The 11,523-nt window shown below is 66.6% G+C and carries 13 protein-coding genes; 5 read left to right on the top strand and 8 right to left on the bottom strand.

Annotation, left to right across the window (positions count from 1 at the left end; all coding sequences use genetic code 11):
* The 5 genes from BLR41_RS10835 to BLR41_RS10855 all read left to right on the top strand — a co-directional run.
* A partial coding sequence (locus tag BLR41_RS10835; RefSeq protein ID WP_176797945.1) for an NAD(P)/FAD-dependent oxidoreductase occupies positions 1 to 458 on the top strand: 458 nt, incomplete at its 5' end.
* A gap of 111 nt (positions 459 to 569) precedes the next feature.
* Positions 570 to 896, top strand: a complete 327-nt coding sequence (trxA, locus tag BLR41_RS10840; RefSeq protein WP_092627938.1) for a thioredoxin — start codon at positions 570 to 572, stop codon at positions 894 to 896.
* A 287-nt stretch (positions 897 to 1,183) separates the two neighbouring features.
* A complete protein-coding gene (locus BLR41_RS10845) occupies positions 1,184 to 2,335 on the top strand; it encodes an N-acetylmuramoyl-L-alanine amidase (RefSeq protein ID WP_092627939.1) in 1,152 nt (383 codons plus the stop codon).
* A gap of 408 nt (positions 2,336 to 2,743) precedes the next feature.
* Positions 2,744 to 4,027: an aminotransferase-like domain-containing protein gene (locus tag BLR41_RS10850; RefSeq protein WP_342745362.1), complete on the top strand. Its 1,284-nt coding sequence runs from the start codon at positions 2,744 to 2,746 to the stop codon at positions 4,025 to 4,027.
* A 193-nt stretch (positions 4,028 to 4,220) separates the two neighbouring features.
* On the top strand, positions 4,221 to 5,171 hold the full coding sequence (locus BLR41_RS10855; protein ID WP_092627941.1) for a D-alanine--D-alanine ligase family protein: 951 nt from the start codon (positions 4,221 to 4,223) through the stop codon (positions 5,169 to 5,171).
* A gap of 489 nt (positions 5,172 to 5,660) precedes the next feature.
* On the opposite strand, the gene BLR41_RS10860 is transcribed toward BLR41_RS10855, so the two are convergent.
* The 8 genes from BLR41_RS10860 to rpmH all read right to left on the bottom strand — a co-directional run bounded on the left by BLR41_RS10860 (position 5,661) and on the right by rpmH (position 11,343).
* Positions 5,661 to 6,650, bottom strand: coding sequence for a ParB/RepB/Spo0J family partition protein (locus tag BLR41_RS10860; RefSeq protein ID WP_092627942.1), 990 nt, complete (start codon positions 6,648 to 6,650; stop codon positions 5,661 to 5,663).
* Positions 6,647 to 7,582 (bottom strand): ParA family protein, encoded by a 936-nt coding sequence (locus tag BLR41_RS10865; protein WP_092628293.1) that lies wholly within the window; start codon positions 7,580 to 7,582, stop codon positions 6,647 to 6,649. Before BLR41_RS10865 ends, BLR41_RS10860 begins: the two co-directional genes overlap by 4 nt.
* A gap of 68 nt (positions 7,583 to 7,650) precedes the next feature.
* On the bottom strand, positions 7,651 to 8,358 hold the full coding sequence (rsmG, locus tag BLR41_RS10870; protein WP_092628295.1) for a 16S rRNA (guanine(527)-N(7))-methyltransferase RsmG: 708 nt from the start codon (positions 8,356 to 8,358) through the stop codon (positions 7,651 to 7,653).
* 453 nt (positions 8,359 to 8,811) lie between these two features.
* Positions 8,812 to 9,378 carry a Jag family protein gene (locus BLR41_RS10875; protein ID WP_092627943.1) on the bottom strand — a complete coding sequence of 189 codons (567 nt, stop codon included), beginning with the start codon at positions 9,376 to 9,378 and terminating at the stop codon, positions 8,812 to 8,814.
* A gap of 32 nt (positions 9,379 to 9,410) precedes the next feature.
* Complete coding sequence (gene yidC, locus BLR41_RS10880; RefSeq protein WP_092627944.1) at positions 9,411 to 10,358, bottom strand: membrane protein insertase YidC; 948 nt, start codon at positions 10,356 to 10,358, stop codon at positions 9,411 to 9,413.
* Between the two features lie 8 nt (positions 10,359 to 10,366).
* Positions 10,367 to 10,690: a membrane protein insertion efficiency factor YidD gene (gene yidD / locus BLR41_RS10885; protein WP_092627945.1), complete on the bottom strand. Its 324-nt coding sequence runs from the start codon at positions 10,688 to 10,690 to the stop codon at positions 10,367 to 10,369.
* On the bottom strand, positions 10,690 to 11,187 hold the full coding sequence (gene rnpA / locus BLR41_RS10890) for a ribonuclease P protein component (protein ID WP_092627946.1): 498 nt from the start codon (positions 11,185 to 11,187) through the stop codon (positions 10,690 to 10,692). The genes yidD and rnpA overlap by 1 nt, the downstream gene beginning before the upstream one ends.
* Before the next feature lie 12 nt (positions 11,188 to 11,199).
* Positions 11,200 to 11,343 (bottom strand): 50S ribosomal protein L34, encoded by a 144-nt coding sequence (rpmH, locus tag BLR41_RS10895; RefSeq protein ID WP_092627947.1) that lies wholly within the window; start codon positions 11,341 to 11,343, stop codon positions 11,200 to 11,202.
* Positions 11,344 to 11,523: the final 180 nt, after the last annotated feature.

Here is an 11,523-nt window from a genome sequence, read left to right on the forward strand (position 1 = left end):
TGCTGGAACGCGCACGGGCCAACGACAAGATCCACTGGCGCACGAACACCGTGGTCACCGAGGTCAACGGGGACGGGACCGTCTCCGGGCTGACCGTGCGTGACACCGTGACCGGGCAGGAGTCGCAGCTGCCGGTGACGGGCATGTTCGTCGCGATCGGGCACGATCCGCGGAGCAAGCTCGTCACCGACCAGGTCGAGGTGGACGAGGAGGGCTACGTGCAGGTGCGGCATCCCTCCACCGCCACCAACATCCCGGGTGTGTTCGCCGCGGGTGACCTGGTGGACAAGACGTACCGGCAGGCTGTCACGGCTGCCGGTTCGGGTTGCTCGGCGGCCATCGACGCGGAGCGTTGGCTGGCCGAACACGAAGCCTCCGAGGCGGCCGAGGTCGCACCGGAACTCGTCGGCGGTGGCTACGGAGCCGCCACCGAAGCCGACACCGCGGCAGCTCACTGAAAGGCCGCGAGCGACACCGAGCCGAACCCCGCACGGCGCCGGGACGCCCGGGGGGGGGGGCGGGCCGGTGATCACCCCCGTACCGACCAGAGCACCGAACAAGGAGCGAACATGGCAGCCAAGCCGGTTACCGTCGATTCGGAGTCGTTCAAGAACGACGTCCTCAACAGCGACAAGCCCGTCCTGGTGGACTTCTGGGCCACCTGGTGCGGCCCCTGCAAGATGGTGGCCCCGGTCCTGGAGGAGATCGCCTCGGAGCACGAGGACAAGATCACCGTCGCCAAGCTGGACATCGACCAGAACCCCGGCGTCGCCCGTGACTACCAGGTGATGTCGATTCCCACCCTGCTGCTGTTCTCCAACGGGGAACCGGTCAAGCAGATCGTCGGTGCCAAGCCGAAGGACCAGTTGCTCTCGGACATCTCCGACTATCTGTGACGGGTGACCACACCTCGCGCACTCGGGCGACGAAGCCCGAGTGGCAGCTCGCCGAGATCCCACCGTCCCGCGGGACGGTGGGATCTCGCGTTCGAACGGTCAACGATCGGGGCCGACCAGGCTAGCGGAACGTGCCGAAGCGGCGACGGTGCGGCCCATAGCCCACGCGCTACAGCGACAAGGCACAATACTTCGCAGCGGACCGCATCGGAATAAACTGATACTTGGGGGTAATGACACGTCGTTAGCACCGGCCGAGGTCGGTGCCTGAATCGAGCGAGGGGTGCATGCAGCTGCTCCACCGCGGTGACATCGGCCCGGCTGTAACCGAGATCCATGGCGTTCTCGTTACGCTGGGGCTCTTACCACCACCGAACGGCCACGGGGGCCCGGCCACCTACGACGCGTCGGTGGAACACGCGGTACGCGCCTTTCAACAGCAACGAGGTCTGATAACCGACGGGGTCGTCGGCCCGGCCACCTACCGAGCGCTCACCGACGCCAAGTGGCGGCTGGGCGATCGTTCGCTCGCCTACTTCGTGTCCCGTCCCATCAGTGGTGACGACGTGTTCGCCCTGCAGGAGAGGCTGCTCGAACTGGGTTACGACGCCGGCCGCCCGGACGGGATCTTCGGCAGGCAGACCGAGCACGCGCTGCAGAACTTCCAGCGCGAGTACGCGCTGAACTCGGACGGTATCTGTGGGCCCGCCACCCTGCGTTCGCTGCGACAGCTGACCCCGAAGGTTCGCGGCGGACGCCCGGTCTACCTGCGGGAACAGGAGAAGGTGCGGCGAGCGGGACCACGCCTGCGTGGCAAACGCATCGTCATCGACCCCGGACACGGCGGAAACGATCGGGGAGCGGTGGTCAACGGTGTCGCCGAGGCCGATCTGGCCTGGGACTTCGCCCGCAGGATCGAGGGCCGCATGGTCGCCACCGGCATGGAGGCGCTGATCTCCCGAGGCCCCAACTCGTGCCCCGCCGAGGCCGACCGGGCCTCGTTCGCGAACGAGGCCGGCGCGGACCTGTTCCTGTCGCTGCACGTGGACTCCAATCGCTCACCACAGGCACAAGGGGTCGCCACCTTCCACTTCGGCACCGGCAACGGCACCACGTCGAACGTGGGGGAGGCGCTCGCCGGTTTCCTGCAGCGCGAAGTGGTGGCGCGCACCGCCATGCTGGACTGCCGCAGCCACCCGAAGAGCTGGGAAGTCCTGCGCTGGACGAAAATGCCCGCCGTGCGCATCGAAGCCGGATACCTGAGCAACCCGGAGGACCAGGCGCGGCTGTTGGATCCCGGCTTCCGCGACGTGGTGGCCGAGGCGGTGCTCGTCGCCGTCAAACGGCTCTACCTGCTGGGCGAGGACGACCGGCCCACCGGCTCGTTCACCTTCGACGATCTGCTGCGCTACGAACTCACCCGCGCCGAGGGCGCCTGAACACGCGTCCGACCCGGGGAACATCGGGGATGTTTCCGAGAGCGGTTCTCGCACGGCACGAGGAGTGTTCTCGGAAATCACCTCCGCCGTGGGACATTCGCGGCCCGCGACGGCGCGTTCGGCACGCCCGGTCAAGCACTTCCGGGAGCCCACCGAAAGCCCTCAACTAGTGATTTTGCTCACTGTTGGCCAGGATGGCACGAGGCGGACGTTACACAACCGCGAACGTCACACGATGAACCGGTTAGAATCGCCGGATCAAATCCGGTCCCGCTTCCCCGTGACCGGTGCCGATCACACGGCGCACCACCGACCCTGGAGCGCGGAATGTCCGATCATTCGAACCAGCCGAACGAGCAATCCGAACCGGAAGAAACCGGCACGCCGGCTCCCGCGACAGGAGCGGCGATGGGCAACCTCGACACTCACTCCGCACGGTATGCCGAGCGCACGGCGGGGATGACGGCATCGGAGATCAGGGCACTCTTCGCGGTGGCCAGCAGACCGGAAGTGGTATCGCTGGCCGGTGGCATGCCCAACCTGGCGGCGCTGCCGCTGGACTCGCTGTCCGAGGAAGTGGCCCGGCTGATCGCCGAGCAGGGCCAGGCGGCGCTGCAGTACGGCTCCGCACACGGCGTTCCGGAGTTGCGCGAGCAGATCTGCGAGATCATGGCACTCGAGGGCATCTCGGGCCAGCCGGACGACGTCATGGTCACCGTGGGCTCGCAGATGGCGCTGGACCTGGTCACCAGGATCTTCTGCGACCCGGGCGACGTGGTACTGGCCGAGGGGCCCTCCTACGTCGGCGCCATGGGCGCGTTCTCCACCTATCAGGCCGATGTGGTGCACGTGGCGATGGACGAGCACGGGCTGCAGCCGGACGCGCTGCGCGCCGCCATCGAGGAACTCCACGAGCAGGGCAGGAGCATCAAGTTCCTCTACACCATCCCGAACTTCCACAACCCCGCGGGCGTCACGCTGGCGGAGCAGCGACGCCCGGAGATCCTGGAGATCTGTTCCCGACACGGCATCATGGTGTTGGAGGACAACCCCTACGGACTGCTCGGTTTCGAGGGGCAGACCTACTCGTCGCTGCGCTCGCTGGATCCCGACAACGTAGTGTACCTGGGCTCGTTCTCCAAGACCTTCGCATCCGGACTCCGGGTCGGCTGGGTGCTGGCCCCGCACGCCGTCCGGGAGAAACTCGTGCTCGCCGCCGAGTCGGCGACGCTGTGCCCCCCGACGCTGAACCAGATGATCGTCTCGCGCTACCTGAGCACGCACGACTGGTTGGGACAGATCAAGAGCTTCCGGGAGCAGTACCGGGAACGCCGTGACGCCATGCTCAACGCGCTGGAGCAGCACATGCCCGCGGGCTGCGACTGGACCCGCCCCGACGGCGGTTTCTTCGTGTGGTTCACCGCACCGGAGGGGGTGGACACCAAGGCGATGCTGCCGCGCGCGGTCACCCAGCGGGTGGCCTACGCCTCCGGGACCGGTTTCTACCGGGACGGCCTGGGAACCAGGCAGATGCGGCTGTCGTTCTGCTATCCCACCCCGGAGCGGATTCACGAGGGCGTTCGCAGGCTGGCCAACACGCTCAACGAGGAGCTGGACCTGCTGCGAACCTTCGGTTCCGGTGGCGGACGCGAACTCTCCGGGCCGCAGACCCCCTCACCGGACACCGCCTGATCTTCGGTGGAACCCGCACGGCGTTCCCGGTTGGGGCCGCACAAACCCCGGCAAGCGCGCTGAGCCCGTGCGGGGCGGCCCTACCGGCCGGTTGCCGAACCGCATAACGTCGTCCGGGTAGGTTTTTCGTACTGATCCGGTAAGTCCGTCACGCTCGGTCGGGTGTGACGGACTTCGTCATGCAGGAGTCCACTTGAGCGATCGCTGGGTTGCCGTACTTTCCGGAGGGCTGTCGCACGAGCGCGACGTCTCGCTGCGTTCCGGCCGCAGACTGTCCGCCGCACTTCGTTCCACCGGGCTCACCGTGACCGAGCTGGACGCCGACCACGAGCTGCTCAACCGCCTGAGCATCGAGCGGCCGGAGGCGGTGCTGGTCGCGTTACACGGCGGAGAAGGGGAGAACGGCGCGATCCAGTCCATCCTGGAGCTGCTCGACATTCCCTATGTGGGCACCGATCCGCGGGCCTGCCGCCGGGCCTGGGACAAACCGACGGCCAAGGCCGAACTCGCCAGGGCGGGGTTGCCCACTCCCGAGTGGATGGTGCTGCCGCAGTCCACCTTCCGCGAGCTCGGCGCCCATCCGGTGTTGGACGCCCTGGTGGACAAGATCGGTCTCCCGCTGATGCTCAAACCGGTGCAGGGCGGCTCCGCCCTGGGGGCACGAGTGGTGCGGGAGTCCGCGGAGCTGCCCTCCGCGATGATGGGGGCGTTCTCCTACGGCGACACGGTCCTGGTCGAGAAGCTGGTGGAGGGCACCGAGCTGGCGATCGGGGTGCTGGAGGACTCCGCGGGGCCACACGCGCTCCCGGCCGTACGAATCGAACCGTCGAAGGGGATCTTCGACTACACCGCGCGTTACACGGCGGGGTTGACGAGCTATCAGGCTCCCGCCGAGCTCCCCGAGGGAGTGGCTCGCCGGGCGGCCGAGCTGGCGGTCTCCGCGCATCGCCTGTTGGGACTGCGCGACATCTCGCGCACGGACGCGATCGTGGACGAATCCGGCGAGGTCCACTTCCTCGAAGTGAACGTTTCGCCCGGCCTGACCGCGACCTCGCTGATGCCGATGGGGATCGAGGCTGCCGGACGGGGACTCGGGGACGTCTTCGACGGGCTGATCGAACGGGCGATCGAAGGACGGAACTAGCGGCGTCGACCTCGCTTCGTTTCACGTGAAACGCTGGCCATGGTTCCGGCTACGGGAGCACCGTCCGAAACAGAACGTCACCGTGACGGAACCATGTCGGCCCAAGGGGACCTTTGAGTCCGCCCGTGGTTGGAGCGCGCCGGGGCAGTGGCCGCACTGCCCCGCTGTGCGGTACCTTCGCCCCGCAGTGGAAACCACCACGACGAACCACAGTCACCACCATGCGGCTCAGACTGCGTAAATTTCCCACGAAATTCACGCCGCTCCGACACCCCCGTCGGGAAGCGACCAGGTGTGTCGCAGTGCGAGTGTCCGCAGGCCGAGCCCAACTACCCTCGTAATCGGCGCCGCTGCGGGTTCTCCCGTGCGGCTCTCGCGAGGACGCCGGAGACGTTGTGTAGGTCGCTACCCGATGTCGCCGGCCCCGCAGCGAGAGCCGCGCGAGAGGTTCCGCCACCCACACCGCCAGGCAAACCGAGCCGCCGACAATTAGTCACCCAACAGAAGTTCCGTGAGTCTGCGCAGATCGTCGGAGGAACCGAACTCCACGACGATGCGTCCCTTCCGCTGCCCGGACTCGACCTTCACCTTGGTGTCCAGCCAGTCGGCGAGGCGTTCCTGCACTTCCTCGGCTCCCGCGAGCTCCATCTTGGGACGTTGCTTGGACTTCGGCTTCTCGGGTTGTTCCCGCTTCTTGAGCGTCACCTGCTCCTCGGCGGCACGTACCGACAGCCCTTCCGCCACGATGCGATTGGCGATCTCCTCCTGGGCCTGTGCGTCGTCCAGACTGAGCAGCGCCCGGGCGTGGCCGGCTGCGAGCACTCCGGCGGCGACTCGACGTTGCACGGGCAACGGCAGCCGCAGCAGACGAATCATATTGGTGATCACGGGTCTGCTGCGCCCGATGCGGTCGGCCAGTTCGTCGTGGGTGACCTCGAACTCCTCCAGCAACTGCTGATACGCGGATGCTTCCTCCAGCGGGTTGAGCTGCACCCGGTGGATGTTCTCCAGCAACGCGTCCCGCAACAACGCGTCGTCCTTGGTCTGTCGGACGATCGCGGGAAGTGTGGCCAGTTCGGCCTGCTGCGCCGCTCGCCAACGGCGCTCTCCCATGATGAGTTCGTACTGCTCGCCACCATCGAGCTCACGCACCACGATCGGCTGCATGAGCCCGAACTCCTTGATGGAGTGTTCCAGCTCGGCGAGCGCGTCCTCGTCGAAGACCTGGCGCGGCTGTCGTGGGTTGGGAACTATCGCCGAGATCTCGACCTCGCGGTAGACGGCTCCGGCGACGCCCTCGCTCGTTTCACGTGAAACAACGGGTTCCACGGCGGAGCCGCCGGGCGGGGGAGTGGAGTCGGTTCCCCCCGGAAGCGTCACCGTGTCGAAATTCTCCCCTTCCCGTGGTGCCTCCGATTCCGGAGCACTCGGAATGAGTGCGGCCAGTCCGCGCCCCAAACCACCACGACGCTCGGTCATGACGTCTTCCTCTCCGTACCGCGCTCGGCGATCTCACGAGCAGCATCCAAATAACTCATGGAACCCCGCGATCCGGGGTCGTAACTCAGCACGGTTTGCCCGAAGCCGGGAGCTTCGGAAATCTTGACGCTACGGGGGATGACGGTTCGCAGCGCCCGCTCTCCGAAGTAGTTACGAACTTCCTCGGTAACCTGTTCGGCCAGCTTCGTGCGCCCGTCGTACATGGTCAGCAACACGGTGGAGACGTTGAGACCGGGGTTGAGATACGACTGCACCAGCTCGATATTGTTGATCAGTTGCCCCAACCCCTCCAGCGCGTAGTACTCGCACTGGATCGGAATCACCACTTCGTGCGCGCCCACCAGCGCGTTCACCGTGAGCAGTCCCAACGAAGGTGGGCAGTCGATGAAGACGTAGTCGTAGTCCAACTCGTCGAGTACCGCCGGTCGCAGCGCCTCGCGCAGTCTCGCCTCGCGAGCGACCATCGTGACGAGTTCGACTTCCGCCCCTGCCAGATCGATGGTGGCGGGCACACAGCTGAGGTTCTCCGACTGCGTACTGGTGGCGGCGGCATCCGCCACGCCGATCTCACCGAGCAGCAGTTGGTAGACCGAGGGAACCCCGGCCTGGTGATCGACCCCGAGCGCGGTACTGGCATTGCCCTGCGGGTCGAGATCTATTACCAGAACCCGCAGCCCCTGCACTGCCAACGCGGTGGCCAGGTTGACCGTGCTGGTCGTCTTTCCCACGCCGCCCTTCTGGTTGGCGACGGTCATGATCCGGCGCTGATCGGGTTTGGGCAGCCGGGTCGATTCCGGCGCGGGGGAGGAGGTGCTCCGTTTCGCCTCCTCCACGAGAGGGGTCCAGGCGCTCCAATCGGAACCCGGTTCCTCCGCCTGCGCTCCCTCGCCCGCCACGGCGGGGAAACGCATCCCACCCATGGAACGACCCTTTGTTTCACGTGAAACACCATCGGTCTGGTTCGATTCCGGGGTCACCGTCACCGTTCCTTTCTGTTTCGCCGTTTGTCCGGCCGAGGCGTCCCCGCCCCACGAGCTCGCTTTCCGGAGCCGGCGGAACGCGACGGAGCCGCATCCGAACGCCGCACCACGACGACATTGGCCGGAGTCTCCAGCACATCCGCTCCGCAATGGCGCACCTCGGCCGACACGCCACCACGGCGTGCTATCGCGGCACGATCACGCTCCAACTCCTCGGACGCACTGGCACCTTTCTGCGCGAGCAGCCGGCCGCCCGAACGCAGCAGCGGCAGACACCATTCGGCGAGCCGCTCCAACGAACTCACCGCCCGGGCAACCACGAAGTCCTGATCGTGCAGCCGGGCACGTATCGGCTTTTCCTCCGCTCGTCCCCGCACCACCGTCACGGGCAGTTCCAGATCATCCGACAGTTCCTCCAGCCACGCGACCCGACGCGCCATCGGTTCCAGCAATGTGACGGTCAGATCGGGACGAGCGATCGCGAGCGGTATACCGGGCAGCCCCGCCCCGGAGCCGACATCGACCACCGTGGCTTCACGTGGCAACAACTCCCGCAGCACCGCCGAGTTGTAGATGTGGCGTTCCCAGAGCCGGTCTCCCTCTCTCGGACCGATCAAGCCACGTTGCACGCCATCCGTCAAGAGGCGTTCCGCGAACTCGGTCGCCAACGACGCCCGATCACCGAAAATCATCCGCTCCGGTGACATTCCCTCGGTCCCTCGCACAGCTTCACCCGCATCATTCTCGGCCGGGAACCGCCCGGCCGGACTCTCGTCGTCCAACAATCCGCCTCTTCACTGCCCCGACTTCGATCCCGTTCATCATAGAGTTGTTTCACGTGAAACATGCCCCGAAGGCAGGCTCCACCGCAGCCACCCACGAAAAACGAATATCTCTCACCCGTCACGGGTGACATCCCGCCGAACGAGCACGTCGCACACCTCGGACAGCGGCCCGGATCCACCCGTACACCAACCCCACGAGCGAGGCCGCCACGCTGTTTCACGTGAAACGCGCCGGGCGAGCACGCCCCCGCGCGGTGCGCCGCCCCACGGCACAACGCGGCACGCCGCCGAACACAACGCTGCCCCTGTGACGCGGTGTCACAGGGGCAGCATGACAACGAACCGTTCCCGCCGGAACGACCACACGCCGGGGAATCACCCGGCCCGGTAAACGACCACACGCCTACTGGGCGGTTCCCCCTCGCCCTCGCTGCTGACTCCCGACACGGCGGCGACCGCGTCGTGCACCACCTTGCGTTCGAACGGACTCATCGGGCGCAGCCGCTGGGTCTTACCGGTACTCGCGACCTTCTCGGCCGTTCGGCGGCCGAGATCACTGAGTTCGTCGCGCCGGTTCGCGCGCCAACCGGCGATGTCGAGCATCAGCCTGCTACGCACCCCGGTTTCCTGCTGCACGGCCAGTCGGGTGAGCTCCTGCACGGCTTCGAGCACCTCGCCCTGCGAACCGACGAGCTTTTCGAGGTCCTTGCCGCCTTCCACGCTCACCACGGCACGCCCCGACTCCACATCCAGATCGATGTCGCCGTCGTAGTCGAGCAAGTCCAACAGCCGTTCCAGGTAGTCACCGGCGATGTCGCCTTCGCGCACCAGATCGGCTTCGTTTCTGGACGTCGATCCACTGTCCCGATCAGTGGCCTGTTCGGAACCACCGACTGCCTCGGACTGCTCGTCCTGGCCGGCCTCCTGCACGGTATCGGACACTGGGTGTCTCCTCTCTGGAGGTGCGTACGGACTCACCGGTGCTCGTCCGGCTTGTCCGTGTCGCTGGAACGGTCTTCCGGTATTCCGGGCAATTCGGCTCGCTCGTCGTCTTCAGGTCGAGCGTGGGACTCCGCACGCTCGCCTGCCGAGGAATCGATCACCGCGGGCGCCGCGTCCGGCGTCTGCTGCCGCTGTGCTTCTTCCTCGTCGATACGTCGAAACACGATACGCTGCTGCCCGAGGGTCCAGAAGTTGTTCGCCAACCAGTACAGCAGGATCGCCAACGGCAGGAACGGGCCCGCTATCACGGCGAACGCCGGAAAGAGCCACAGCATGATCCGATTCATCATCGCCTGCTGGTTCGGAGCGGCCGCGGGAGCGCGTTCGCCACGCTGTCTGGCTATCGAATGTCTGGTGGTGAAATGCGTGGCGACCCCCGCCGCGATCATCAACGGCACTCCGACCGACAGCATCGAGGCCCGGTCGGTTCCGAAGGCGCGCAGTGCCTCGGCAGGAGCCGTGAGCGTGCCGGAAAGACTCGCTCCGAACAAGTGGGCGTCGAGGAAGGAGCGCACCCCCTCCGCGCCGAAGAAGTAGTTGCTCTCCTCGTTCGGCCGGAAACCGTTGAGCACACGGAACAACCCGATGAAGACCGGAATCTGCACGATCATGGGCAGGCAGCCACCCAGCGGATTGAACCCCTGCTCGGACTGCAGCTTGCGCATCTCGGCGGTGAGACGCTGCGGATCGTCCGGGTGGTCCCGCTGCAACTGCTGTATCCGCGGCGCGACCTCCTGCATCTTGCGCATGGAGCGGACCTGGTGCACGAAGGGCTTGTACAGCAGGGCCCGCAACGTGAACACCAGGAACATCACGGAAAGTGCCCAGGCGAAACCACTGTCCGGACCGAGCAGCGCCCCGAACACGGCATGCCACAGCCACAGGATGAACGAGACCGGGTAATTGATGAAGTCCAGCACTTGAAAGGCTACTCCTCGCCGGTGGAAGGATCTGTGGCGCGACGCGTGTCACGGGGCGGTGGAACCGGATCTATCCCGCCCGGGTGCCAGGGACCACAACGCAGCAGTCGCCACAGCGTCAGCCAACCGCCCCGGAGAGCCCCGTGAACCCGCAGCGCCTCCACGGCATAGGCACTACAGCTCGGATAGAACCGGCAGGTGGGCGGAAGTATCGGTGATACGACCTTGCGGTAGACGTGGATCGGCAACGAGAGCAGCCAGGCGAGCGGCCCCGGGCGAGTCACGGGAGCCGTTGCCGAGTCATCGGACGAACCGGGATCTTGCTCTGCCATTACGAGGGATCCGTGGTGGAGTGGACACCACCGTCCGGGTGATCACCCGGCACCGGCAGGCCCAACCTGCGAGCGGCCTTGTCCAGGTCCCGGCCGAGTTCCGCACTGGTGGCCGCTGCCGCCGGCGGCAGCGCTCGTACCACCACCATTGTGCCCGAGGGCAGTGCCGGAAGGCGGTCACGCATCAGATGGCGCAGCTGTCGCGACACCCGGTGCCGGACCACCGCGTTGCCGACGGCCTTGCTTACGACGAAACCCACCCTGGGCTGCTCCCGCTTTTCCAGGGTGGGCGGACTGTCGGATGTTCCGCGCTTGTTCTCGTCGTCGGGTTCAGCGACGGCATCGCCGGCAGCCCGGGACTTCACGGCCGGTTCGGCATCCACCGCCCCGCACGTCAACGCGTGCAGCACGAGACGTGGCCTGCCCGCTCGACGTCCACGACGTACGACCCGGGTGAAATCCTGGCTGCGCCTGAGCCGCGCGGCCGCTGGAAGCACGGCCCGTCCCGATCAGGCGGTCAGACGCTTACGGCCCCTGCGGCGCCGGGCGGTCACGATGGCGCGGCCGGCCCTGGTGTGCATCCGCTGCCGGAAACCATGCGTCCTGGCCCGTTTGCGGTTGTTCGGCTGGTAGGTGCGCTTGCCCTTGCTCACGGTCGGCTCTCCCGGTTACTACAGGCCAACCATGCGCCTTACAAGGCACAAGATGGCCGCTGTGGCTCGGTCAAGTGTCCCCGCGCTGGGAAAGCGGAAGCGGCTTTGAAGCTTCATCCGCGGCAGGCGCACGCACTCCTGTCGTACGCGCACGATGCCGTGCGGACGAACCGGGTTGGG

This window comes from Actinopolyspora mzabensis, from assembly GCF_900101095.1.
Classification (GTDB): Bacteria; Actinomycetota; Actinomycetes; order Mycobacteriales; family Pseudonocardiaceae; genus Actinopolyspora; species Actinopolyspora mzabensis.

Excerpts from the sequence above, each read along its gene's own strand:
- BLR41_RS10845 (WP_092627939.1), top strand. The coding sequence starts at position 1,184 with ATGCAGCTGCTCCACCGCGGTGACATCGGCCCGGCTGTAACCGAGATC.
- trxA (WP_092627938.1), top strand. The coding sequence starts at position 570 with ATGGCAGCCAAGCCGGTTACCGTCGATTCGGAGTCGTTCAAGAACGAC.
- BLR41_RS10850 (WP_342745362.1), top strand. The coding sequence starts at position 2,744 with ATGGGCAACCTCGACACTCACTCCGCACGGTATGCCGAGCGCACGGCG.
- BLR41_RS10865 (WP_092628293.1), bottom strand. The coding sequence starts at position 7,582 with ATGCGTTTCCCCGCCGTGGCGGGCGAGGGAGCGCAGGCGGAGGAACCG.
- yidD (WP_092627945.1), bottom strand. The coding sequence starts at position 10,690 with ATGGCAGAGCAAGATCCCGGTTCGTCCGATGACTCGGCAACGGCTCCC.
- rsmG (WP_092628295.1), bottom strand. The coding sequence starts at position 8,358 with ATGTCACCGGAGCGGATGATTTTCGGTGATCGGGCGTCGTTGGCGACC.
- BLR41_RS10860 (WP_092627942.1), bottom strand. The coding sequence starts at position 6,650 with ATGACCGAGCGTCGTGGTGGTTTGGGGCGCGGACTGGCCGCACTCATT.